At 73.4% G+C, this 22874-nt stretch carries 24 protein-coding genes; 9 read left to right on the top strand and 15 right to left on the bottom strand.

What is annotated here, in order from left to right; genetic code table 11:
• The first annotated feature begins 53 nt into the window (after positions 1 to 53).
• Positions 54 to 509, top strand: coding sequence for an Lrp/AsnC family transcriptional regulator (locus BJF77_RS05235; RefSeq protein ID WP_075871492.1), 456 nt, complete (start codon positions 54 to 56; stop codon positions 507 to 509).
• 119 nt (positions 510 to 628) lie between these two features.
• Here BJF77_RS05235 and BJF77_RS05230 read toward each other — a convergent pair whose 3' ends face one another.
• Both BJF77_RS05230 and BJF77_RS05225 read right to left on the bottom strand, forming a co-directional pair.
• Positions 629 to 1405 (bottom strand): SDR family NAD(P)-dependent oxidoreductase, encoded by a 777-nt coding sequence (locus BJF77_RS05230; protein WP_047803592.1) that lies wholly within the window; start codon positions 1403 to 1405, stop codon positions 629 to 631.
• 1 nt (position 1406) lies between these two features.
• Complete coding sequence (locus BJF77_RS05225) at positions 1407 to 2171, bottom strand: FadR/GntR family transcriptional regulator (RefSeq protein ID WP_075871491.1); 765 nt, start codon at positions 2169 to 2171, stop codon at positions 1407 to 1409.
• A 216-nt stretch (positions 2172 to 2387) separates the two neighbouring features.
• On the opposite strand from BJF77_RS05225, the gene BJF77_RS05220 reads away from it, so the two are divergent.
• Positions 2388 to 3905, top strand: a complete 1518-nt coding sequence (locus BJF77_RS05220; RefSeq protein ID WP_075871490.1) for a GntP family permease — start codon at positions 2388 to 2390, stop codon at positions 3903 to 3905.
• Positions 3906 to 3997: 92 nt separating this feature from the next.
• Entirely contained in the window at positions 3998 to 5203 is a 1206-nt protein-coding gene (locus tag BJF77_RS05215; RefSeq protein WP_047803595.1) for an MFS transporter, read from the top strand.
• Positions 5204 to 5277: 74 nt separating this feature from the next.
• On the opposite strand, the gene BJF77_RS05210 is transcribed toward BJF77_RS05215, so the two are convergent.
• From BJF77_RS05210 to BJF77_RS21430, 7 genes are all read right to left on the bottom strand, one after another.
• The gene (locus BJF77_RS05210) at positions 5278 to 5832 is read right to left on the bottom strand and encodes a hypothetical protein (protein ID WP_053004925.1); all 555 of its coding nucleotides are present in this window, start codon (positions 5830 to 5832) and stop codon (positions 5278 to 5280) included.
• A 134-nt stretch (positions 5833 to 5966) separates the two neighbouring features.
• Positions 5967 to 6707 (bottom strand): class F sortase, encoded by a 741-nt coding sequence (locus BJF77_RS05205; protein ID WP_075871489.1) that lies wholly within the window; start codon positions 6705 to 6707, stop codon positions 5967 to 5969.
• Positions 6708 to 6742: 35 nt separating this feature from the next.
• Positions 6743 to 7249 carry an excalibur calcium-binding domain-containing protein gene (locus BJF77_RS05200; protein WP_139318445.1) on the bottom strand — a complete coding sequence of 169 codons (507 nt, stop codon included), beginning with the start codon at positions 7247 to 7249 and terminating at the stop codon, positions 6743 to 6745.
• A 253-nt stretch (positions 7250 to 7502) separates the two neighbouring features.
• Positions 7503 to 8264 (bottom strand): glucosamine-6-phosphate deaminase, encoded by a 762-nt coding sequence (gene nagB / locus BJF77_RS05195; RefSeq protein WP_047803598.1) that lies wholly within the window; start codon positions 8262 to 8264, stop codon positions 7503 to 7505.
• Positions 8265 to 8338: 74 nt separating this feature from the next.
• On the bottom strand, positions 8339 to 9031 hold the full coding sequence (locus BJF77_RS05190) for a class F sortase (protein ID WP_075871487.1): 693 nt from the start codon (positions 9029 to 9031) through the stop codon (positions 8339 to 8341).
• A 41-nt stretch (positions 9032 to 9072) separates the two neighbouring features.
• Positions 9073 to 9708, bottom strand: coding sequence for an excalibur calcium-binding domain-containing protein (locus BJF77_RS05185; protein ID WP_158041187.1), 636 nt, complete (start codon positions 9706 to 9708; stop codon positions 9073 to 9075).
• 399 nt (positions 9709 to 10107) lie between these two features.
• Entirely contained in the window at positions 10108 to 10332 is a 225-nt protein-coding gene (locus BJF77_RS21430; RefSeq protein WP_255396141.1) for a helix-turn-helix domain-containing protein, read from the bottom strand.
• A 929-nt stretch (positions 10333 to 11261) separates the two neighbouring features.
• On the opposite strand from BJF77_RS21430, the gene BJF77_RS21005 reads away from it, so the two are divergent.
• Complete coding sequence (locus BJF77_RS21005; protein WP_075871484.1) at positions 11262 to 12218, top strand: AraC family transcriptional regulator; 957 nt, start codon at positions 11262 to 11264, stop codon at positions 12216 to 12218.
• A gap of 73 nt (positions 12219 to 12291) precedes the next feature.
• Here the strand turns inward: BJF77_RS21005 and BJF77_RS05170 are convergent, their stop codons facing one another.
• Positions 12292 to 13215: an aminoglycoside phosphotransferase family protein gene (locus BJF77_RS05170; protein WP_075871483.1), complete on the bottom strand. Its 924-nt coding sequence runs from the start codon at positions 13213 to 13215 to the stop codon at positions 12292 to 12294.
• Positions 13216 to 13263: 48 nt separating this feature from the next.
• Positions 13264 to 14979, bottom strand: a complete 1716-nt coding sequence (locus tag BJF77_RS05165; RefSeq protein ID WP_075871482.1) for a cytosine permease — start codon at positions 14977 to 14979, stop codon at positions 13264 to 13266.
• 182 nt (positions 14980 to 15161) lie between these two features.
• On the opposite strand from BJF77_RS05165, the gene BJF77_RS05160 reads away from it, so the two are divergent.
• Genes BJF77_RS05160 through BJF77_RS05140 form a run of 5 tightly spaced genes read left to right on the top strand, consistent with a single transcriptional unit; the run spans position 15162 to position 19471 of the window.
• A complete protein-coding gene (locus tag BJF77_RS05160; RefSeq protein WP_255396140.1) occupies positions 15162 to 16214 on the top strand; it encodes an acetyl-CoA carboxylase in 1053 nt (350 codons plus the stop codon).
• A gap of 3 nt (positions 16215 to 16217) precedes the next feature.
• Positions 16218 to 16691: a biotin carboxylase N-terminal domain-containing protein gene (locus BJF77_RS21425; protein ID WP_255396139.1), complete on the top strand. Its 474-nt coding sequence runs from the start codon at positions 16218 to 16220 to the stop codon at positions 16689 to 16691.
• Positions 16688 to 17617 (top strand): hypothetical protein, encoded by a 930-nt coding sequence (locus tag BJF77_RS05150; protein WP_255396138.1) that lies wholly within the window; start codon positions 16688 to 16690, stop codon positions 17615 to 17617. Before BJF77_RS21425 ends, BJF77_RS05150 begins: the two co-directional genes overlap by 4 nt.
• On the top strand, positions 17614 to 18522 hold the full coding sequence (locus BJF77_RS05145; protein WP_083664975.1) for an allophanate hydrolase subunit 1: 909 nt from the start codon (positions 17614 to 17616) through the stop codon (positions 18520 to 18522). Before BJF77_RS05150 ends, BJF77_RS05145 begins: the two co-directional genes overlap by 4 nt.
• Complete coding sequence (locus BJF77_RS05140) at positions 18506 to 19471, top strand: biotin-dependent carboxyltransferase family protein (protein WP_075871481.1); 966 nt, start codon at positions 18506 to 18508, stop codon at positions 19469 to 19471. The genes BJF77_RS05145 and BJF77_RS05140 overlap by 17 nt, the downstream gene beginning before the upstream one ends.
• A gap of 111 nt (positions 19472 to 19582) precedes the next feature.
• On the opposite strand, the gene BJF77_RS05135 is transcribed toward BJF77_RS05140, so the two are convergent.
• The 4 genes from BJF77_RS05135 to BJF77_RS05120 form a co-directional block, all read right to left on the bottom strand.
• On the bottom strand, positions 19583 to 19906 hold the full coding sequence (locus tag BJF77_RS05135; protein ID WP_075871480.1) for a hypothetical protein: 324 nt from the start codon (positions 19904 to 19906) through the stop codon (positions 19583 to 19585).
• A 62-nt stretch (positions 19907 to 19968) separates the two neighbouring features.
• Positions 19969 to 20721 (bottom strand): SDR family NAD(P)-dependent oxidoreductase, encoded by a 753-nt coding sequence (locus tag BJF77_RS05130; protein ID WP_047803607.1) that lies wholly within the window; start codon positions 20719 to 20721, stop codon positions 19969 to 19971.
• Positions 20722 to 20741: 20 nt separating this feature from the next.
• A complete protein-coding gene (locus BJF77_RS05125) occupies positions 20742 to 21521 on the bottom strand; it encodes an SDR family NAD(P)-dependent oxidoreductase (protein WP_075871479.1) in 780 nt (259 codons plus the stop codon).
• Complete coding sequence (locus BJF77_RS05120) at positions 21518 to 22858, bottom strand: MFS transporter (protein WP_075871478.1); 1341 nt, start codon at positions 22856 to 22858, stop codon at positions 21518 to 21520. The genes BJF77_RS05125 and BJF77_RS05120 overlap by 4 nt, the downstream gene beginning before the upstream one ends.
• Positions 22859 to 22874: the final 16 nt, after the last annotated feature.

The following is a 22874-nucleotide window of genomic DNA, read 5'->3' as shown; positions in this document are numbered from 1 at the left end:
CACCGGGGGGACTGTCAACCCTCGCGCCCCGAGCAGCTGATACCGTTCGGCCCATGGACGACCCTGTCGACGTACGCCTGGCCACCGAGGTGTCCCACGACCCGCGCGCCACCCTCGCCCAGCTGTCCGAACGGGTCGGCCTCTCCGCCTCGGCCGTGCAGGCTCGCCTGCGCAAGCTCGAGAGCAGCGGTGTGATCGTCGGCTATCAGGCGATCCTCGACCCCGAGGCCGTCGGCAGGCCGCTGTCGGCGTTCATCGAGATCACCCCGCTCGATCCCCGGCAGCCCGACAACGCCCCCGAGCTGCTCCAGCCGCTCACGGCGATCGAGGCCTGCCACTCGGTGGCCGGGGACGCCGCCTACATGCTGTTCGTCCGGGTGGGCTCGCCCAGGGAGCTCGAGGCGCTCGTCAACGAGGTCCGCCACACGGCCTCCGTCAACACCCGCACCACAGTGGTGCTGCAGACCTTCTACGAGCACCGACCGATGCTCCCCGCCGCCGGGGCCTGAGGCCGGCACCGACACCGGCCCCCGCGAGGAGCCCGGACCGACCGGAGGCGCCGCCCGGAACCCGCCCGGACGGCGCCTCGCCCCGCCTCCGCGGCGGGGAGCCCGCACAGATCAGGAGCTCAGGAGATCTGCAGCCCGCCGTTGATGTCGTAGGTCGCCGCGGTGATGTACCCGGCGTCCTCGCCGACGAGGAAGGCGAGCAGTGCGGCCATGTCCCGCACGGTGCCCACGCGGCCCACGAGGATGTCCTCGGCCATGCCCGCCTTCCGCTCCTCGCTCAGCGTGCCGCCCATGATGTCGGTGTCCACGGGGCCGGGGGCGATGCAGTTCACCGTGATCCCGTGCTCGCCCATCTCGCGCGCCACCGCCCGGGTGAAGCCGATGATCGCGGCCTTGGAGGCGCTGTAGGCGGACTTGGAGTAGGTGCCGCCCCCGCGCTGGGCGGAGATCGAGGAAATGCTGACCACGCGGCCCAGCTTCCGCTCGATCATCCCGGCCAGGATCCGCTGGGTCACCAGGAACGTGCCGGTCATGTTGATCGCGAAGACCCGGTCCCAGGTCTCGCGGGTCTCGTCCATGAAGTCGGTGGGCGAGCTGATCCCGGCGCAGTTCACGAGGGCCACGATCGCGGGCAGCTCGGCCTCCACCCGGGCCACGGCCTCGTGCACGGAGGTCTCGTCCGACACGTCGGTGCGCAGCCCGAGCGCCGGCACGCCGTGCCGGTCGGCGATGTCCCGGGCTGCCTCGGCGGCCGCGTCGCCGTCGATGTCCAGGATGGCCACGCTCCAGCCCTGGCTCGCGAGCAGGTCCGCGGTGGCGCGGCCGATGCCCCGCTCGGAGGCGGCGCCGGTGAGCACGGCGGTGCGCTGGGCGGGGAAGGCAGGGGTCTCGGTCATGTCAGTCATCTCCTGTGCTGTGGTGGTCGAGCGGGTCCGGGGTCGGGTGGTCGCGTGCGGGGGCGGCCGGGCGGCCGATGTAGTGCTCGTAGTCCTCGTAGGTCTGGTCCAGGTGCTCCTCCATCGCCGTGCGGGCGGCCGCGGGTTCGCGGGAGGCGATGGCCGCCAGGACCAGCCGGTGGTGCCGGATGGCGTGGCGCTGGACCTCCGGGAAGGCCGAGGTGGCCCGCCGCTCGGTGTAGAGCAGCTGGGAGAGCTGGCCCAGCAGCACGGGCACGAACGGGTTGCCGGAGGCGCGCAGCACGGCGTCGTGGAAGGCCATGTCCGCGGCGGTCACGGCCTCGAGGTCCTGCGCGGCGTGGGCCCGCTCCAGCTCCTGGACGGCGGACTCCATGGCGGCGAGGTCCGCGTCGGTCACGTGCTGGGCGGCCAGCTCCGCCGATCCGGTCTCCACCATGCGCCGGACCTCCAGCAGCCGCAGGGCCACCTGGTTCGAGGCCACGCCGCGGGAGGCCGCCTTCAGGATGGCCTCCAGGCCGGTCCACGCGTCCGGCGGGTTGACGAAGGTCCCGAGCCCGCGACGGACCTGGACGATGTTCTGCGCCTGCAGGGCCTTGAGCGCCTCCCGGACGGTGAGCCGGCTGACCTCCTGCTCCCTCGCGATCTGCGCCTCCGGCGGCAGGGCCTCGTGCGGGGCGATCTCGCCGCGCAGGATGCGCTCGAGCAGCTCCTCCGCGACCGACTCGACCAGCGACTTCCTAGCCATCGGCACGCCACCCCGGCCTGCGAGGGACGGTCCGGCGGCCGGTGGTGCCGTCGCCGAGGACGAACGTTGGAGAAGTCACAGCAGCCCTGCCCCCTTGTCAGATGTCTTATCTGTGATTAGCCTCACATGAACCGTTCCGCCCGTCAATTCCCCGGCACCGGGCACCGCCGCCCGGGCGCCGCGCGTCCTCCACCGTCCGCAAGGAGCTGCATCACCGTGGATCTCCAACTCCTCCTGGCCCTGGTCCTGGGCATCGCCACCATCATCGTCCTGGTGCTGCGCACCCGCCTGGACGCCTTCGTGGCCCTCCTCATCGCCGCGCTCGTCACGGGTCTGGTCGCGGGCCAGCCCGTGCTCGAGATCGTCGACGCCATCACCACCGGATTCGGCAACACCCTGGCCTCCATCGGGATCGTGATCGGCCTCGGGGTGGGCATCGGCAAGATCCTCGAGGTCTCGGGGGCCGCCAACGCCCTGGCGCTGGCCTTCCTGCGCGTCTTCGGCCACGGCCGCGAGCCCTGGGCGATGGGCAGCGTGGGCGCGCTGGTCTCCATCCCGGTGTTCTGCGACTCCGGCTACGTGATCATGAACCCGCTGGCCCGCTCGATCGCCCGGGTGAAGCGCGCCGGCTACGTGACGCTCGCCCTGGCCCTGGGCTGCGGCATGACCCTGACCCACCACCTCGTGCCGCCGACCCCGGGCCCGCTGGCCGTGGCCGGCATCCTCGGGGCGGACCTCGGCACGCTCATCCTGGGCGGCCTGGTCTTCACCGTGCTCCTACTGCCCGTGGTGGTCCTCTACGCGCGCTGGATCGGCCCCCAGCTCGAGCCCCGGGTCGAGGAGCACGTGCGCGAGGCCGTCTACGGCACGGTGGCCACCGCCGGCGTGGGCGGGTCCGCCGCCGCCGGGACGGGCTCCTCGGGCGCCGGCACCTCGGACGCCGGGCTCCGGGACGGGCTGGACGAGGAGGCCCGGCAGCCGGTCACCGCCGATCCCGCCGTCGACCTCGGCGAGCCGCCGGCCGGGGCGAAGCCGCACCGGGTGGGCGCGTTCGTGGCGTCCCTGCCGCTGCTCATCCCCCTGGCCCTGATCATCCTCAACACCGTCACGGGAGCCATCGACCAGAACGCCCAGGGCGTCATCGGCGGCGACGAGTACGAGCCCTCCGCCTGGGCCGTCCCGTTCGCGTTCATCGGCAACCCCGTCGTGGCGCTGATCATCGGCATGGTGCTGGCCCTCTACGTCCTGCTGCCCCGGTGGACGCCGCGCAACAAGGCGCACGGCTGGTTCGCCGAGGCCGCGGCCTCGGCCGGGCTCATCCTGCTCATCACGGGTGCCGGCGGCGCACTGGGCCAGGTGCTGCGCAGCTCCGGGGTGGGCGACGCCCTCGCCGAGGCCATCGCCGCGACCCCGCTGCCGGCCTTCCTGGTGCCGTTCCTGATCGCCACGCTGGTGCGCATCGCCCAGGGGTCCGGGACGGTCGCCATGATCACCGCGGCCTCCGTGTCGGCGCCGCTGGTCGGCACCCTGGGCATCGACCCCGTCGTCGCCGCCCTGGCGTGCACCGCCGGGTCCATGGTCTTCAGCTACTTCAACGACTCCTATTTCTGGGTGGTCACCCGCTTCACAGGTCTGCAGGGCACGGACGCCCTGCGCGGCTGGTCCGGCATCACCACCGCGGTGTGGGCCGGGTCCATCCCGCTGCTGTTCGTGGCGAACCTGATCCTCAGCTGATCCGCACGGACCCCGCAGGGGCGGCGCGCCGGGAGCGCGCCGCCCCGTACGCTGTCCGGAGATCCCCGCCTCCCGTTCCGAAAGGACGCACCGTGCTCACCGACGCTTCACCGGCCACCGCCCGGCGGGCCCGCCGGGGCCTCGGCTTCCTCGGCGTGCTGCTGATCGGGGTGAACCTGCGGGTGGGCTTCGTGACCGTGGGCCCGCTGCTCGAGGAGATCAGCCGCGACCTGGGCATCTCCGCCGGGCAGGCCGGGCTCCTGACCGGCCTGCCGCTGGCCATGTTCGCGCTGTTCTCCCCGGTGGCGCCCGCGGTGGCGGCCCGGACGGGCCTGGACCGGGCGCTGTGGCTGTCCCTGCTGCTGCTCACGGCCGGGATCGTCGGCCGTTCCGCGCCGGTGCCCGGGGCCGTGTGGCTCGGCACCGCCCTGGTGGGCATCGGCATCGCGTTCCTCAACGTGCTGCTGCCCTCGCTGGTGAAGCGGGAGTTCCCGCAGCGGGTGAGCCAGGTGACCGGGCTCTACACCTCGATCCAGGGCGCGGTCGCGGCGGCCGGCTCCGCCCTGGTGGTGCCCATCGCCCACGCCGGGACGGGCGGGTGGCGCCTGGCCCTGGCGGTGTGGGCGGTGCTCGCCGCGCTCGCGCTGCTGCTCCTGCTCCCGTGGCTGCGGCAGCGGCCCGCCGCCGCCGGCCCGCACGGGACGGCAGCGGACCGCTTCCGCTCGCCCTGGCGCTCTGCCCTGGGCTGGCAGGTCACCCTGTTCATGGGCCTGCAGTCGGTGGCATTCTACGTCTACATGGCGTGGCTGCCCAGCATCGAGCGCAGCCACGGCGTCTCGGCGACCACCGCCGGCACGCACATGGCCCTGTTCCTGCTGGTCGGCATGGCGGCCAGCCTCAGCTCCGGGGCGCTGATGCACCGGTTCGGCGACCAGCGGGCCGTGGCGTTCGGCGGGGCCCTGCTGGCGCTGGTCTCCTACGCGGGCCTGGCCGCCGCCCCGGGCCTGGTGCTGCTGTGGGTGGTGCTCGGGGCCGCCGGCTGCGGCAGCCTCATCGTCGTGGCCCTGTCCCTGTTCAGCCTGCGCTCGAGCGGCCATCAGCAGGCCGCGGCGCTGTCCGGGATGGCCCAGTCCGTGGGCTACGGGCTGGCCGCGGTCGGACCCGCCGTCTTCGGCGCCCTGTACGACGCCGGTGGGCGCTGGGAGCCGCCGCTGCTGATCATGGCGGGCCTGATGGTGGTGCTGTGCGGCGTCGCGCTGCTCGTGGGCCGGGACCGCGTCATCGCTCCGCCGGCCTGAGGCGCGGCCGGACAGCGCAGCGCCGCCCGGCCGAGCGGCGGGGCGGCGCTGCGGTCAGGAGCCGGTGCGGCGGATCAGGCCATGTGCGGCCGGGCGAACCACTGCTTGATCGGGGCCTTGAACGCGGTCACGAGCCACAGGACGTTGACCACGACGAAGGCAATCGCAAGGATCAGCGAGACGATGCCGAGGCCTGCGATCGCCATACCGCCGACGAGCAGACCGAGGACAGTCGAGACGACGCTGATGATGCCCAGGACGATGCCCAGAATGCGGGCCCAGTTCTTGCCCTTCTTCAGGAACACGTAGATCAGGGCGTACAGGGCCATCGCGACGACGATCAGCACGATGGAGGTGATGGTCGCGGTGCCCTGGAGCGAGGCGATCTGGTCCGCGGATAGGCCTGACTCCTCGAGCACAGCTGTTTGGTCCCCGGAGAAGCTCGTGAACAGCGAGACGAGCTGGCTGAGCAGGTAGAGCCCCGCCGAGGCGAGGGTCAGGGTCAGCAGCCGGCCGAGCTCGGGCGGGGCCGCGGCGGGCCGGCCGCCGCCGTACTGGTCGCCGCCGGACGCGTTGTAGCTGGGCGGGCCGGAGGGCTGGCCGGGCCGGTCGGGATACGGATTGCTCACAGGGGTCTCCTTCGGTGGTACGGACAGAGCACGCCCTCCCATCCTCCCCGGGAATTCGCGACTGCACCTCCGCCGCGCGGCCGAGGCGTGCCCCCTTTTCTGCGCCGGGCCTCCCCCGGGAGAGGCAGCGCCGCTCAGGCGAGGAGCCGCGCGTAGACCACGTAGTTGTCGTCGAACAGCCCGGTGGCCGGGTCGTAGCCGTCGCAGGTGATCAGCCGCAGTTCCGCCCCCACGGTGTCGCCGTAGACCTCATGGGTGGGAAACGCATTCTTGGCGTACTGCTCCCCGCGCTCGACGGCGAAGACCGCCGTGCTGCCGTCCTCCCGCAGCACCTCGATCCGGTCCCCGGGCACCAGCCCGCGCAGACCGGCGAACACCCCGGGCCCGCCGTCGGTGGCGTTGACGTGGCCCAGCAGCACCGCGGGCCCGCGCTCGCCCGGGGTGGGCGAGCCGGTGTACCAGGACGCGGGTGCGCCGGGATGGGTGGGCGGCACCTCGAGCGAGCCGTCGGCGCGCAGGCCGAGGTGCAGCAGCTCGGAGAAACCGCCCGCCGACGGGATCCGGACCGACACGGGCGCGGAGGCCGCCAGGGCCACCGGACCCGGAGCCGGGACGGGAGCGGCCTCGGCACCGGGCGCCGGCGGTGCCGAGGGTGCGGCGACCGAACTCGGCGACGACCTCACCGGGGGTCCGGCCGGCTCGTCCGCCGGAGCGGCCGGCGAGGAGCGCGGGGAGGAGGTCGCGGACGCCGTCGGCGACGGCGCCGTGGGCTGCGCGGGCGCCTCGGCCGCGCAGCCGCTCAGCAGCAGCAGGAGGAGTGCGGCCGCCGCAGGGGCCAGGCGGCCCCTGCGGCGGCCGGTGGTCGGATCCGTCACGGGGATCGGCTCCCGGTGCGCCGGACGGGCTCGGGCTACGCCCGGGCGGTGCTGCGCCGGCGCACCGCCACCGCGGCTCCGGCGGCCAGTGCGAGGCCGCCGCCGAGGACGAGTCCGCCCGTCCCGGAGCCGTCCTGCACGGCCGCGCCGGTGTCGGCACCGCCCACGGGCACCCCGTCCATCTGGGTGTACGGGTCGATGCCGGGCACCTCGCCGGGCTGGGCGTCGGGGCCGGGACCCGCACCGGGGATCCAGTCGATGATGGTGTGGGTGTACCCGCCCTGGTCGTTCTCCACCGGGATGCGCGTGGGGTCGTAGGTCCAGTCGGCGCTCTCGCACACGACCCCGTCGCCGTCCTCGTCGACGAGGCTCGCGCTGTAGCTGACCGAGCCGACGGGGATGTTGTAGACGCCGTACTGGTTGGCCGTGGCGCAGTCGGTGAAGACCATCGGATCACCCGGCGCGGCCGTCGCCGGTGCCGCCGTCAGCGCCGAGAACCCGAGGGCCATCATCAGGGCCGCACCAGCTGTGTTCTTGTTCATGGAGTCCCCACAATCTCGCAGAGGAAGGGTTTGCAAAGGCATCGTAGGCAGGCGGGGAGTGCGGCGTCACGTGTCAAATCGTGATCCGTTCCCGGGCGCGCCGCGAGCACGCAGATGACGCCGCGGCATCCCCGATGTCCGGCCTGACCGGGCACTGTGTGACGCTCCCCGCGCGTGCATGACGCCCGACCCGCGCCGCCCGCCGCGGCGGCATCCCCCGGCCCGGGGACAGAGGTCCCGGGGCCGGACCCGCTCAGGCCCCGGTGTCGGGACGCTCGTACCCGCCGAGGGTCAGCCGGCTCGCGGCGGCCTCGTCCGCCACGATCGTGGTGCGGCGGTGGAACTGCAGCACCGACGCCGGGCACCGGGCCGCCACCGGCCCCTCCACCGCCGCGGCGACGGCCTGCGCCTTGCGCTCGCCCTGGGCGACCAGGAGCAGCTGCCGGGCCTCCAGGATCGTGCCCAGCCCCTGGGTGAGACAGTGCGTGGGCACGTCGTCGGGAGCGTCGAAGAACCGGGCGTTGTCGGCGCGGGTCTGCGCGGACAGCGCCAGGACCCGGGTGCGGGAGCTCAGCGCCGAGAGGGGTTCGTTGAAGCCGATGTGGCCGTTGGTGCCGATGCCGAGGATCTGCAGGTCGATGCCGCCGGCCGCGGCGATCGTCTGCTCGTAGTCCTGGGCCGCGCCCTCCAGGTCCGCGCGGACGCCGTCCGGCACGTGGATCCGCTCGGCCGGCAGGCCGAAGGGCTCCGCGACCTCCCGCCGCAGGTACGCGGCATAGCTGTGCGGGTCGTGGCCGGGCAGACCGACGTACTCGTCGAGGGCGAAGCACTCGAGGCGGGACAGGTCCAGTCCCTCCTCCCTGCGGCGGCGGGCCAGCTCCCGGTAGATGCCCACGGGCGAGGAGCCCGTGGCCACGCCGAGCACCAGGGCGGGCTGCGCGACGATCCGATCGGCCACGACGCCGGCCGCGTGCGCCGCGACGTCCGCGGGGGTGGGCAGGACGACCACGTCCACTCCGGGCCTCCTTCGCTCGGCGGGACCTCCATTGTCCCCCGGAGGCCGGGCCGTCCGCCGGACGCCCCGCGGGATCAGTCCACGAGCTGGGCGTAGACCACGTAGTTGTCGTCGAACTCGCCGGTGGCGGGGTCGTAGCCGTCGCACGTGATCAGCCGCAGCTCGGGGCCCTCGGTGTTGCCGTAGACGGACAGTGTGGGGAAGGCGTCCTTGGCGTACTGCTCCCCGCGCTCGACGGCGAAGACCGCCGTGCTGCCGTCCTCCCGCAGCACCTCGATCCGGTCCCCGGGCACCAGCCCGCGCAGACCGGCGAACACCCCGGGCCCGCCGTCGGTGGCGTTGACGTGCCCGAGCAGCACGGCAGGCCCCACCTCCCCCGGGGCGGGCGAGCCGGTGTACCAGGCGGCCGGCGCGCCCGGGTCACCCGGGGGGACGTCCAGGGAGCCGTTGTCGCGCAGGCCGAGGTGGAGCAGCTCCGAGTCGGTGCCGGCGGCCGGGATGCGGACCGAGACGGGCGCGGAGACGGCCGTGCCCGCCGGGTCGGCGGCGGGAGTCGGCGTGGCGGACTCCCGCGGCGTCGGGGCTGGGGTCTCCGGGGCCGTCGTGACCGACGGGATCGGTGCGGACGATCGGGCGGCGGACGCGCCGGCGGACGGCGCCTCCTCCGGCTGCGCGGGGCCGGTGCCGGCGCAGCCCGCCAGCAGGAGCACAGCGACCGCCGCGGAGGCCAGGTGGCCCCTGCGGCGGTCGCTGGACGAGCTCTTCACGGACGACAACCTATCCGATCGGCTCGACGTGCCGGGCGGTCTCAGACCCGGGCGGCGCGACGGCGCACCACCACGGCGGCACCGGCGGCCGCGGCCAGGGCCAGGCCGCCGCCGAGGGCGACACCGCCGGCCGGGGACTCGTCCTCGACGACGACACCGGTGTCGGCCGCGCCCGCGGGCACCTGGCCCATCTGGGAGTACTGGTCGGTGGCCCAGGACTCGGGCACCCAGTCGACGATGACCTCGGTCTGAACACCGTCGTCGGTGCCGTCGGCGTCGCAGCCGAAGCCGTCGCGGTCGCGGTCCAGGTGCAGGCCGTAGCGGGGGTCGGAGGCCGGGATGTTGACGGCGCCCACAGCGCGGGCCTCCGTGCAGTTGTCGAACACGCCGTCCGCGACAACCTGCTCTGCCACAGGCGGGACGGGCGTAACAGGAACGTTGGGTGCGCCGGGCGCGAGAAACCCGATGCCCGGACCGTTGGCCTCACATGCCCGACCGTCACCTTCGGAGTCGAGGTCAGGGCTGTACTCGGGCGTGCCCCGAAGGATGATGCCGTAACCGGCGTTCTTGGCCTCGGTGCAGTTCTGGAACACCGGCGCTGCCGTCGCCGGCGCCATGGACAGGCCGGTGAATCCGGCGGCGGCGAGCACGGCCGCTCCTGCTGCGATCTTCTTCATGGGGGTCCCCTTGGATCGTTCCGTTGTTTGCAGACGCATCGTATGAACGACAGGCCACCGTTGTGGGGACACGCCGCCGGCCGTGTCGCGCAACGGCCGAAAAGCCCGGGATTCCGGGCCTCACGCGGTCGCGCCGGCACGAACGCCGGGGTTTCCGACCGGTCGCCGACGCCACAGCGCCTGCCGGATATCCCCCAAGCAGGGGACACGACAACAAAGTCATCTGCCGGGGGACTCGGCCCACGCTCCCCGCATCGGTCCGCCCGGGCCGCGGCGTGGTCCCGGTGGCCGCCCGGGGCGGGCGTCGTTGGGCCTGCGGGCACGAACACGTGCCACAGGGGCTCCGCGCGCGGCGTCCCGGACCGTGCGCGCGATCCGGAGGCCCCCGCGCCCCGGTGGTCACCGTTCCAGGGTCCGCCTCGGCGGCACGCCGTAGACCGCCCGGTAGGCGCCGGCGAACCGCCCCGGGTGGGCGAAGCCCCAGCGCGCGGCGATCTCCCGCACGGTGTCCCCGCGCACGGGGTCGCCGGCGAGCAGGTCGGCGTGGGCGGCGGCCAGCCGGGTGGTGCGCAGATAGGCGGCCGGGGTGAGGCTGCGCGGGTGGTTGGCCCGGAAGGCGCGCACCAGGCTTCGGTGGTGGTGCCGGCGGCGCGGGCGGCGTCCTCGACGGTGACGGGCAGGGAGGCGTGGTCGTCGAAGAAGGCCACCGCGATGCGGTAGACCCGTGTCTGGGCCGCCATGGACAGGGTCCGCTCCTGGCGATCCCCCACCAGGGGGAAGCACTCCAGCATGGCCACGGCCAGGTGGCGGGTCAGCTGCGAGCGCACCAGGGGCTCGGCGAAGGCCGCGGAGTCCACCGTGTCACGGGCCATGCCGGCAAGGTCGGCCCAGTACCGTCCCAGCCGGTCGGTGACCGGCCGTGCGGAGGCGAAGGCCACGGGCGCCTCGGTGCCGTAGACGGTGTCGGCGACTCCCTGCAGCAGCGGACGGGTGAGGTTGATGGTGGTCGCCGCCAGGGCGTCCCCGACGACCAGAATGGGGTGACCGGGACGGAACAGCACCGGGGAGCGGAGGCCGGTGCCGGCCTCCGTACCGGTCGACCACTCGTAGCGGGTCGCGCGGCCGTCGGTGACGCCGAACACCTCGGTGTCTCCCCAGGAGGAGAACGGCCCGTCCAGGCCCAGCCGCACCACCGACAGGTGCTCGTCGCCGTCGTGGCGGTGCCGGTAGCAGAACTCCGGACGGGCAGGGGTGAACGAGAAGGGCACGCGCACCTCGGCGAAAAGGGACGCGACGGCCTCCGGCTCCCTGACCGTGACCTCACGGTGGAACAGTGCGCTCATCGGTGTTCTCCCCGTCGACTCGCTGTGCGCGGATGAGACGTCCGGGCGCTGCCCCCCCCCCCACCGGACCTCCCGCTCCAGTTTACGGCCCCTCCCCCCTGACCGGGACACGACCACGAGAACCCCGAGCCGGTCGCCACGGCCCGCCGCCGCGCTCCGGCCGCGCCCTGGCCCCCTGCGCCCCACGGTGAAGCGGAATAATCTGGACCCATGGGCTCATCAGAGGGATGGTCGGTCCTGACCACCCGTGACCCGGAGGAAGGCCGCGCCGCGCTCCAGCAGGCCTACCGCCGTCTGCGCCTGCCGCGACCGGAGGTGAGCAGATTCGAGCTGTCCCTGGCCGGCACCGCCTACGGGCCGCTGACCGCCCAGCGGCTGCGGCTGATCGGCTGGGACAGCACCGGCGCCAACGACAGCACCGGACTGCTGCGCATCGGCTGCGTGACCCACGGCCGATTCCTGGCCCGTTCCCACCGCACCGAGGTCACCGGGGGGCCCGCTTTCCTCTTCCCCTCCGGCCCCTACGCGGCCCGGTGGAAGGACCTGGGGCTGAACACCCTCACCGTCGAAGCCGCGTTCGTCGAGGACCACGCCCGGGCGCTGATCGGGCGCACCGACTTCCGGCTGGAGTTCACGGGGCACCACCCGCTCACCGAGACCCACCGGAAGTACTGGCAGGCCACGGCCGGGCACGTCGTCGAGCACGTAATGGTCAACCGGGTCGCCGCGGCCAGCCCGCTGCTGCTCGAGCAGAGCCTGCGCGGCCTGGCCACCGCGGTGCTGCAGACCTTTCCCAACAGCTTCCTCGAGCACGGCGAGGACCCGCACCCTTCGGCGCCGGTCCACCCCGCGGCGCTGCGACGGGCGATCGCCTACATCGAGACCCACCTGGCCGAGCCCATCGGCCTGCCCGAGATCGCCGCGGCGGCACGGCCGAGCCCGCGGGGCCTGCAGGCGGCCTTCCGCCGCCACCTCGGCACCACACCCATGGCCTACCTGCGCACGGTCCGGATCGACGCCGCCCGCCGCGATCTGCTCGCCGCCGCCTCGCGCGGGGACACCGTGGCCGCGGTGGCCGCCCGGTGGGGCTTCGCCCACCCGGGCCGCTTCTCCGCCGCCTACCGCGCCCAGTACGGGGAGGCACCCGGGGACACCATGCGCCGCTGACCCGGCCGTCCCGCGCGTGCTCCGACCCGGCGGCCGAGGGCCCGCTTGCCTCGGCGACCCGCGCACCGGCGACCTAGCGAGCCGCGCCGGCGGGACCGAGTTCACGGACCACGTGCGCGACGACGGGGCCGAAGTCCGGTGCAGCCTCCGCCGGGCCGGCCGTCAGCGCGGTCACGTACAGGGCGGCCCAGGCGGCGGCGCGGCGCCACACGTCGGCGTCGTAGTGCCCGGTGCCCTCGGCGACCGCCCGGAACGCGGCGCGCTGCGGAGCGTCGAGGACCAGCCACGCGGCGGCGAGGTCCGAGGCCGGGTCCCCGGCGCAGACGTCGCCGAAGTCGATGAGCCCGGCCAGCCGCCCGGCCCGGTGCACGAGGTTCCAGGGGTGCGGGTCGCCGTGCAGCCAGACCGGCGGCCGGGACCAGGGCGCGGCCCGCACCCCGTCCTCGACGACGCCCCGGAGCCGCTCGGCGGTCCCCCGCCCGAGCGCGGCCGCCGTGGCCGGCCAGGAGACGGGCACGGTGCGGAGCCGCTGGGTGAGGGGGACGCCCCGGTAGGGATTGTGCGGGGCCTCCGGCGGCGCGGGCGCGTGCAGGGCGCTCAGCGCCCGGGCCAGATCGGTGGCGAGCCGGGCGCGGCGGGCCACGGGCAGCAGCGCGACGGCCTCCCCCTCGACCCACCGCGTGAGCAGCCAGGGCCAGGGGTACCCGGCGCCGGGCCGGCCGGCGAACACCGGCACCGGCGCCTCGATCCCGAGGGCGCCCAGCGGAGCGCTCGCGGTGGCCGTCCAGCGCTGCTCGTGCACCAGGCAGGGCACGGCGGCCTGCCGGACGGGCAGGCGCACCGCGTGGGCGGACCCCAGCCGGAACATCGCGTTGTCCCAGCCCTGAGAGGTCGGCACCGGCGGCAGCTCGGCCAGCGCCCGCAGCGCGGCGGGCAGCTGCTCCTGCAGGAGGCGGCGCACCAGCGTCGTCGTCGGACGGAGCTCGGGTGCGGACACGACCTCAGGGTACCGACGGAGGCCCCGGCCCGGGCGGGCCGGGGACGGTCAGGACTGGGCGGGCAGCACGTACCGGCCGGTCTTGTCGGTGGCCAGGGCGAGGGAGGAGATGTACTGCTTCTCCCCGTGCGGGCCGGGCTCGGCGGAGAGCAGCATGTCCGGGCGCTCGAACTCCAGGCCGCTGACGTGGCAGAGGAGCTTGGCGTCGGAGGGGTTGCCGTCGGCGTCGAACATCGGCAGGTCGATGCCGTCGTCGGTGCGCCGCAGGTAGTACTTCCCGCGGGTCGCCACGGCCAGCAGGGGCGGGCAGACCAGCGCCAGGCCGATCGCGAACATGGGCGAGTACGGCTGCACGGCGGCGCCGAACGCCCCGAAGAACACGGCGATCGAGATGCCCGCGGAGAGCAGCATCGAGACGAAGCCGACCGGGTTGACGGCGTAGAGCATGCCGCGGCGGAACTCGGGGGCCTTGGGCGAGAGCTTGAGCAGGTACTTGTTGACGGCGATGTCGGTGGCGACCGTGACCACCCAGGCCATGGCGCAGTTGGCGTAGAAGCCGAGGATCGTGTTGAGGAAGTCGAACATGTTCGCCTCCATCAGCACCAGGGCGATGGCGAGGTTGACCAGGACGAAGACCATGCGGCCCGGGTAGTGCCGGGTGAGGCGGGTGAAGCTGTTGGTCCACGCCAGGGAGCCGGAGTAGGCGTTGGTGACGTTGATCTTCAGCTGCGAGACCACCACGAGGACCAGGGCCAGGGTGAGCGCGAGCCAGGTCGGCATCATCTCCTCGTAGACGCCGAGGAACTGGTGGACGGGCTCGGTGGCGGTGGCGGAGGCGGCCGGGTCGAGCTTGGCCAGCAGCCAGACCGTGATGAACAGGCCGGTGGCCTGCTTGAGGGCGCCGAAGACCACCCAGCCGGGCCCGCCCAGGACCACGGCGGTCCACCACGCGCGGCGGTTGGCGGCGGTCTTGGGCGGCATGAAGCGCAGGTAGTCGATCTGCTCGGCGATCTGCGCCATCAGGGACAGGCACACGCCGGCCGCGAGCATGACCGCGGCCATGCTGACCCCGCCGTCGCCGCTCTCGCCCCGGTAGGCGAAGAAGGTCTCGACCGAGCCGGGGTTGGTGAGCACGAGGAAGGCGAGCGGGAAGACCATGAGCAGCAGCCACAGCGGGGTGGTCCACACCTGGAGCTTGGCCAGGGTGTTCATCCCGTAGATCACCAGGGGGATCACCACGAGCGTGGAGATCGCGTACCCGATCGCCTGCGGGATGCCCAGCACCAGCTCGAGGCCCTGGGCCATGATCGAGCCCTCCAGGGCGAAGAAGATGAAGGTGAACGTCGCGAAGATGATGTTCGTGACCACGGACCCGTAGTAGCCGAAGCCCGAGCCGCGGGTGATCAGGTCCAGGTCGATGTTGTACCGGGCCGCGTAGTAGGCCAGCGGCAGCCCGGTGGTGAAGATGATGACCGCGGCCACGAGGATGCCCAGCAGGGCGTTGGCCGTGCCGTGCGCCATGCCGATGCTGGCGCCGATGGAGAAGTCGGCCAGGTAGGCGATGCCGCCCAGGGCGCTGGTGGCCACCACGCCGGGGCCCCACTTGCGGTAGGAGCGCGGGGCGAAGCGCAGCGTGTAGTCCTCGAGGGACTCCCTGGTCGCCTGGCTGACGTCGCGGTCGGGGGTGCCGGGGGCGTGCGCCCCCGCAGGGGCGGGTGCTCCCGCGGAGGGATCGGCAGGCGGCGGGAGGAGCTTCTCGGACATGGCGGCTTCCTTCGGTCGAGGGGTCTCGCCTGCGAACCTAGGGAGGCCGTGCGGCCGGGCCGTGTCAGCGCTGTTTCACGGCCGTAAATGCGGTGCCCTGCCCGGGCGCCCGGCCCGTCCGCCGCGCGTCGCTGTTGCTCCTGCCCGTTCCCCCGGGCGCATCACATCCCTAGGCTGTGACCATGGCCACACCACGGACCCGCACCCGGCCCACCGTCAACTCCGACATGGGCGAGGGCATCGGCCTGCACCGCTTCGGCAACGACCCGGAGCTGCTGCAGGTGGTGGACCTCGCCAACGTCGCCTGCGGCTTCCACGCCGGGGACCCGGACATCATGTCCGCCACGGTCGCCGCGGCCGTGGCCCACGGCGTGCGGATCGGGGCGCACCCCTCCCTCCCGGACCAGTGGGGCTTCGGCCGCCGCGCCATGGTGCTCACCCCGGAGGAGGTCGAGTCCCTGGTCCGCTACCAGGTGGGCGCCCTCACCGGTTTCCTCCTCCAGCACGGCGCGGAGCTGCACCACCTCAAGCCGCACGGCTCGCTCTACGGCATGGTCGCGAAGGACCCCGCGCTGATGGAGTCCGTGGCCGCGGTCGCCGCCGACTACGGCGTGGCGGTGCTGGGGATGGCCGGCACCGCCCACGAGACGGTGTGCGCCGAGCGCGGCGTGCCGTTCGTGGCCGAGCTCTACGTGGACCTGGACTACAACCCCGAGGGCGGGCTGATCATCCAGCGCACCCCGCACGCCACCGACCCGAACGCCGCCGCCGAGCGGGTGGCGCAGGCCCTGCAGCAGGGCACCGTGCGCGCACAGGACGGCACGGAGCTGCCCATGCGCTTCGAGTCCGTCTGCGTGCACTCCGAGCCCCCGGGGCGCCGGCGGTCGCCCGGGCGGTGCGGGAGGCGATCGACGCCCACGTCCCCGCCGGCTGACCCGGCGGAGGACCCGGAGGACCACCCGTCAGAACCAGCAGCACCGACCGAAAGGACCGACATGGCCGAGATCCAGTCCCCGCTCCCCGGCGTCTTCTACCGCCGCCCCTCCCCCGACAAGGACCCGTTCGTGCAGGACGGCGAGCGGGTCGAGGCCGGTCAGGTCATCGGCCTCATCGAGGTGATGAAGCAGTTCTCGGAGGTCCAGGCCGAGTCCGCCGGCACCCTCGAGGGCTTCCGGATCGACGACGGGGACATGGTCCACCCCGGGGACGTCATCGCCGTCGTCGCGGAGAGCTGAGCCGTGGCGATCTCCACGCTGCTGGTGGCCAACCGGGGCGAGATCGCGGTCCGGATCCTCCGCTCCGCCCGCAGTGCGGGCCTGCGCACGGTCCTGGCCGTCAGCGAGGCCGACCAGGACTCGATGGCGGCCGGCCTCGCCGACGCGGTCGCCGTCGTCGGGCCCGCCCCTGCCCAGAAGTCCTACCTGAACGCGGAGGCCCTCGTGGCCGCGGCCCGGGAGCACGGATGCGACGCGGTGCACCCCGGCTACGGCTTCCTCTCCGAGAACGCCGCGTTCGCCCGCCGCGTCCAGGAGGCAGGACTGACGTGGGTGGGCCCTTCCCCCGAGGTCATCGACCTCATGGGCCACAAGACCCGCGCCCTGGAGGCCGCGATCGCCGCCGGGGTGCCCGTGCTCGCCGGGTCCAACGGGCCCCTGGAGGGCGACGACGACGCCGTCCTGGCGCTGGCCCGGGAGGTCGGGTACCCCTGGTGATCAAGGCCTCGGCCGGCGGCGGCGGGCGCGGCATCCGCCTGGTGCGCGCCGAGGAGGACCTGCTGCGCACCGTCGACACCGCCCGGTCCGAGGCCGGGGCGAGCTTCGGGGACACCACGGTGTACCTGGAGCGCTTCGTGGAGCGGGCCCGGCACGTGGAGGTCCAGGTGCTCGGGGACGGCGAGACGTACCTGCACCTGGGCGACCGCGACTGCTCCCTGCAGCGCCGCTCGCAGAAGATCGTCGAGGAGGCCCCCGCCCCGGACCTGCCGGACGCGGTCCGCGAGCGCATGCGGGACTCCGCCGTGGACCTCGCCCGGCTCTGCCGCTACACCGGGGTGGGGACGGTGGAGTACCTCTACGACCCCGTCCGGCACGAGGCGGCGTTCATCGAGATGAACACCCGCCTGCAGGTGGAGCACCCGGTCACGGAGTTCGTCACCGGCGTGGACCTCGTGGCCGAGCAGCTGCGGATCGCCTCGACCGGGCGGACGCGGCTGCGGCAGGATGACATCACCTTCACCGGTCACGCCGTGGAGTGCCGGATCAACGCCGAGGACCCGGACAGGAACTTCCTGCCGAGCCCCGGGACCATCAGCCGGCTCGACTGGCCCGAGGGCGAGCAGTATCGCGTGGACAGCGGGGTGCGCGCCGGGGACACGGTGGCCCCGTACTACGATTCGCTGCTGGCCAAGCTGATCGTGCACGCGGAGGACCGAGAGACCGCCGTGCAGCGGATGGGCGCGGCCCTGGCCGCCACGCACATCGAGGGGGTCCGGACCACGGTGCCGCTGCTGCAGCGGCTCGTGCTGGACCCGGTGTTCGCGGCCGTGGAGCACCACACCACCTGGATCGAGACCGAGCTGCTCGGCGGACCGCCCCGCCGAGAGCGCAGCGAGACGCCCGGCGAGGGGAGCACACCGTGACCGAGACCCTGCACCTGCCCACCGCCCGCTACACCTGGGGCGGGGACGAGTTCCTGTTCGTGGAGTTCGACGAGGCGATGAACCTCACCGCCAACTACCTGGCCACCACGGTGGCCCAGGGCCTCACCGGGCTCGAGCTGGAGGGCGTGGTGGACGTCTGCCCCGCCAACGCGTCCCTGCTGGTGCGCTTCGACCCCGACGTCCTCCCCCCGGAGGAGCTCAAGCGCCGCACCCAGGAACTGGAGAGCCTGGCCCGCACCTCCACCCAGCACCGGGTGCACACCCGGATCATCGAGGTCCCGGTCTGGTACCAGGACCCCTACACCGCCGAGGTCGTCCAGCGCTTCCGCGAGGGCTACCACCAGGACCCCTCCGGCACCGACCTCGACTACGCCGCCCAGGTCAACGGCCTGGCCGACGCCGCCGAGTTCATCCGCCGCCACCACGGGTCACCGTGGCTGGTGTCCATGGTCGGGTTCGTGGCCGGCCTGCCGTTCATGTACCAGCTCGTCCCCCGGGAGCAGCAGCTGGAGGTCCCCAAGTACCTCAGCCCCCGCACGGACACGCCCCCGCTGACCGTGGGCCACGGCGGGTGCTTCGCCTGCATCTACTCCGTGCGCGGCGCCGGCGGCTACCAGATGTTCGGCATCGCCGCCGCCCCCATCTACGACCCGGCCCAGGAGCTGCCCGACTTCCGGGACTTCCTCATCCTCTTCCGGCCCGGGGACCTCGTGAAGTTCCGGCCGGTCGACGAGGCCGAGTACCGCTCCATCCAGGAGCAGGTCGAGGCCGGCACCTGGCGGTTCAAGCAGGCGCCCGTGACCTTCGACGTCGAAGCCGCGCTCGCCGACCCCGACACCTACAACCGCACTCTCCTGGAGGCCCTCGATGGCGCTGAGAATTGAGCAGCCCGGGCTGCTGACCACCGTCCAGGACCAGGGGCGGTTCGGCTACTACGACGTGGGCATCCCACAGGGCGGGGCCATGGACCAGGAGTCCGCCCAGGCCGCCAACAAGCTCGTGGGCAACTCCGCCGGAGAGGCCGTGCTGGAGTGCACCTACATGGGCCCCTCCTTCACGGTGGATGCCCCGACGACGATCGCGGTGGCCGGCGCCGACGTGCCCCTGCTGGTCAACGGACAGGAGCGCCCGCCCTGGACGCGGATCGAGCTGGCCGAGGGGGACGCCGTGAAGTTCGGGGTGATCCGCGGCGGCGCCCGGTTCTACCTGGCGGTCCGCGGCGGCATCGACGTGCCGGAGGTGCTCGGCTCCCGCTCCACCTACGCGATCGGGCGGCTCGGCGGGCTGCACGGCCGGAAGCTGGAGGCCGGGGACGTGGTGCCCGTGGGCGAGCCGACCGGCCTGCTGCCCTCGATCGAGGAGATCCCGCCGGCCCACCGGCCCGCGCTCGGCGGGCCGCTGGAGCTGCGGATCGTGTGGGGGCTCTACGATCACCTGCTCACCGAGGAGGGCCGGCGCCGGCTGGTCGAGGAGGAGTGGAGGCTCACCCCGGTGGCCGACCGCATGGGCCTGCGCTTCGAGGGCCCCGGCGTGGAGTGGATCGAGCGGGAGCAGCCCTTCGGGGCCGGCTCGGACCCCTCCAACATCGTCGACGCCGGCTACGCCGTGGGCTCGATCCAGATCCCCGGCGGCACCCAGCCGATCGTGCTGCACCGGGACGCGGTCTCCGGCGGCGGCTACGCGATGGTGGGCACCGTGATCTCCGCGGACATGGACCTGCTGGCCCGGGCCACCCCCGGCACGGTCACCCGGTTCCGGGCGGTGGACCTGGAGCAGGCCCATGCGGCCCGGCGGGAGCGTGCGGAGCGGCTCGAGGCCCTCTGGGGGCTGTGACCGCCCGGTCCCGGGTCCCCCGCTGAAGGGGGGGGACGGGCCGGCCGGATCAGGTCGATGTCGGGGCGGCTGTCCGAGGGGAGCCGCCCCGACGTCGTCGTCAGCCGGTGCTCACACGGTGTCGGCGCTGAGGAGCAGCGCCCGCACGAGCCGTCCCGCGTCCAGGGGCGGGGCGCCGTGGTGGTGCCCGCCCTCGAGGACGCGCTCGAAGTCCCCGCCGCCGTCGTCCGGCAGGGCGCTGCGGTCGACGAGGCGCTGGTCGACCAGGGCGTCGGCCAGGGATTCCACGTCGGGGAAGATCTGCTGGCGGCCCATGCGGGAGCCCAGCACCCACTGGTCACCGAGGACGGTGATCCTCGCCCGGCGCCCCACGCACCGCCGCAGCTCCGCGAGGACGGCCGGCTTCATCCTGTGCCGGTTGACGTAGGCGGTCACCGTCGAAACCGCACGCCCTCCGGGGCAGCCTGCGCACATCGGAAACCCCTCCTCCCGGGTGGCTACGGCATCACGTCGCCGCTGTTGGGCCCGAGTGTCTGCCCGGTGTAGAGGTCCCCGCCGGGCGAGGAGGCCAGCAGCAGCGCGGTGGGCGCCACCTCGTGGACCTGGCCGAAGCGGCCGATGGGCAGTTCCGCCTGCTTGGCCGCCTTCCACTCCTCGGAGAGCCCCTCGATCAGCGGGGTGACGACCGGGCCGGGGGCGATCGCGTTGACCAGGATGTGGTGCTCGGCGAGCTCCAGCGCCATGGCCTTCGTCATGCCGATCACCCCGGCCTTGGCCGCGACGTAGTGCGTCAGGCCGGTGCCGCCCTTGATGCCCAGCTGGGAGGCGATGTTGATGATCCGCCCGCCGCCGCGCGCCACCATGTGGGGCGCGGCCCAGCGCGCGGCCAGGAACACGCCCTTCAGGTCCACGGCGAGGACCTTGTCGAACGTCGCCTCGGTCATCTCCAGCAGCGGCGTCTCGTCGAGGATGCCGGCGGCGCTCACCAGGACGTCGATCCCGCCGAGCTCCTCGGCGACCCGGTCCATCGCCGCCCGCACGGCCTCGCCGTCGGTGACGTCCGCCGCGAGCGCCGCGGTCCTCCCCCCGAACGCCCCGATCTCCTCGGCGACCGCCCGGGCGTGCTGCTCGTCGCGGTCCAGGACGGCCACGTCGGCGCCCTCCCGGGCGAAGAGCAGGGCGATCGCCGCGCCGATGCCGCTGCCGCCGCCGGTGACGACGGCGACCTTGCCGGTCAGTTGCTGTTCCATGTCTGCCTTTCCTGGACGGTTCAGCTCGGCCAGCGGACGGTGAGTCCGCCGTCGACGATCAGCTGCTGGCCGGTGACGTAGGCCGAGTCGTCGCTGGTGAGGAAGCGGATGGTGCGCGCCGCCTCGTCGACGTTGCCCACCCGGCCCCAGGGGATGATCGAACCCGCGGCGTCGAGCCCCTCCCGGCCCAGGGAGTTGACCGGGTCCAGGGACTGCGGGCTCTCGATCAGCCCCGGGATCACCGTGTTGACCCGGATCTTGCGCGGCGCCAGCTCCACGGCCAGGGACCGGCACAGGCCCAGCAGCCCGGCCTTCGCCGCGGCGTAGTGGGAGTGCTCCTCCCAGCCGTAGACCCCGCCCGCGATCGAGGACGTCGCGACCATGGCCCCGCCGCTCGTCATCCGGGCGCTGCAGGAGCGGAAGACCCGCAGGACGCCGGAGAGGTCGACGGCCATCATGTCGTCCCACGCCTCGTCGGTCATCTCCGCCAGGGAGGCCCGGCGGAGGATCCCAGCGGCGGCCACCGCGACGTCCAGCCGGCCGAACTCGTCGAGCGCCGTCTCGGCGAGCGCCTCGGTGTCCTCGAAGCGGCGCACGTCCATGGGCACGGCCGTGCACCGGCCGCCGGCGGCCTCCACGGCGCGCACGGTGTCCGTGGCGTCGTGGGGGTCCGCGGGCAGGTACCCGATGACGCTGTGCGCCCCGGCCCAGGCATAGGCCACCGCCAGGGCCCGGCCGATCCCGCTGCCGCCCCCGGAGATGACGGCGACCTTTCCCTCGAGCCCGTCGTCGCGGATCATGCGATCACCGTCGTCTTCAGGTGGGCGTCCTTGAGGGTGCGGGTCCCGGCCATGCACAGCGCCGAGGCGATCAGGCCCCCGGTGCCGGTGATGATCGCGGCCCAGACCGGGTCCACCCCGGCGGTGAGCAGGATGGTGAGCAGCCCGGAGCCGGCGATGCCGCCGAGCGGGGCCATCACGTGGGCCACGTTCGCGCCCATGCCGCGCACCTGGGGCGGGAAGGACTCGCCCATGTAGAACAGCAGGGCCGCGTAGGGACCGGTGAGGAAGAACAGCGTCATGGCGTACAGCGGGATGATGTAGGCGGAGGTGCCCGGGCCCAGCAGCATGGCGAGGCTGACGAGGCCGCCGGCGATCCAGCCGAGGACCACGGTGGGCTTGCGGCCGATCTTGTCGCCCAGCCAGCCGTGGAAGACGTAGCCCACGAAACCCACCGCGTTCGAGAGGACGAGGATGATCAGGGCGTTGTCGAAGGAGATGCCCTTGGCCTCGACCAGGATCGTGGTGCCCAGGACGGAGAACACCTGGATCGCGAACCAGTTGAAGAACCACGCCAGCGACAGGCAGGTCGTGTGCCGGCGCAGCTCCGGGGTGAAGACGTCCTTCACGCCGGTGGCGTGGTGGGCCCCCTCCTCGAGGTCGTGCTCCGCCGCGAGCGCGTGGGCGCCGGCCGTGTCACCGGCGGCCCGGCGGCGCCGGACCTCCTTCATGGCGGCGAAGGTCGGGGACTCGGGAAGGCGGGACGCCAGGACCACGACGATCAGCGACAGCACGGCTGCCACGACGAAGCTCCACCGCCAGCCGATGAGCGGCAGGGTCAGAGCCGACAGTCCCGCGGAGACCAGCGCGCCCACCGGCCAGCCGCCCTGCACGAGGGAGTACATGAGGCCGCGGCTCTTGGCCTCCTTGTAGATCTCGTTGAGGTAGACCGCGTTGACGACCTCCTCGGACATGGAGAAGCCGGAGAAGGAGCGGATGATCACCAGGCTGGCGGCACCGATGGCGGCACCGGTCAGACCGGAGGCCACGGCCCCGCCGATCATGAGCACCATGAGGGCCTTCTTGCGGCCCATCCTGTCGATGATGGTGCCCACGGCCAGGGCGACGAGGAAGACGCCGATCGTGGCGTAGGTGTTGATCGCGGTGGACTCGGCGGTGGTCCACCCGAAGTCCGCGGCGATGACCGGCAGAAGGGTGCCGAAGAGGGTGAAGTCGTAGACGGACGCCACCCAGGCGATGAAGCAGACCACCGAGACCTGCTTCACCACCTTCGGCGTGATGAGCACGTTCCAGGGCTCGACGCCGGAGGGCGTCGGGTTCGAGCGCAGAGAGGACATGGCGGTGTTCCTTCGT

Source organism: Kocuria sp. CNJ-770 (assembly GCF_001942375.1).
GTDB classification, from domain to species: domain Bacteria; phylum Actinomycetota; class Actinomycetes; order Actinomycetales; family Micrococcaceae; genus Kocuria; species Kocuria oceani.
The sequence above is the reverse complement of the archived record's forward strand: the minus strand, read 5'-3'. Positions and strand labels throughout refer to the sequence as shown.

What these genes read in the sequence shown, in the direction of transcription:
- BJF77_RS05235 (WP_075871492.1), top strand. Translation starts at nt 54, where the DNA reads ATGGACGACCCTGTCGACGTACGCCTGGCCACCGAGGTGTCCCACGAC.
- BJF77_RS05230 (WP_047803592.1), bottom strand. Translation starts at nt 1,405, where the DNA reads ATGACCGAGACCCCTGCCTTCCCCGCCCAGCGCACCGCCGTGCTCACC.
- BJF77_RS05225 (WP_075871491.1), bottom strand. Translation starts at nt 2,171, where the DNA reads ATGGCTAGGAAGTCGCTGGTCGAGTCGGTCGCGGAGGAGCTGCTCGAG.
- BJF77_RS05200 (WP_139318445.1), bottom strand. Translation starts at nt 7,249, where the DNA reads ATGAACAAGAACACAGCTGGTGCGGCCCTGATGATGGCCCTCGGGTTC.
- BJF77_RS05185 (WP_158041187.1), bottom strand. Translation starts at nt 9,708, where the DNA reads ATGAAGAAGATCGCAGCAGGAGCGGCCGTGCTCGCCGCCGCCGGATTC.
- BJF77_RS21005 (WP_075871484.1), top strand. Translation starts at nt 11,262, where the DNA reads ATGGGCTCATCAGAGGGATGGTCGGTCCTGACCACCCGTGACCCGGAG.
- BJF77_RS05165 (WP_075871482.1), bottom strand. Translation starts at nt 14,979, where the DNA reads ATGTCCGAGAAGCTCCTCCCGCCGCCTGCCGATCCCTCCGCGGGAGCA.
- BJF77_RS05160 (WP_255396140.1), top strand. Translation starts at nt 15,162, where the DNA reads ATGGCCACACCACGGACCCGCACCCGGCCCACCGTCAACTCCGACATG.
- BJF77_RS05140 (WP_075871481.1), top strand. Translation starts at nt 18,506, where the DNA reads ATGGCGCTGAGAATTGAGCAGCCCGGGCTGCTGACCACCGTCCAGGAC.
- BJF77_RS05130 (WP_047803607.1), bottom strand. Translation starts at nt 20,721, where the DNA reads ATGGAACAGCAACTGACCGGCAAGGTCGCCGTCGTCACCGGCGGCGGC.
- BJF77_RS05125 (WP_075871479.1), bottom strand. Translation starts at nt 21,521, where the DNA reads ATGATCCGCGACGACGGGCTCGAGGGAAAGGTCGCCGTCATCTCCGGG.
- BJF77_RS05120 (WP_075871478.1), bottom strand. Translation starts at nt 22,858, where the DNA reads ATGTCCTCTCTGCGCTCGAACCCGACGCCCTCCGGCGTCGAGCCCTGG.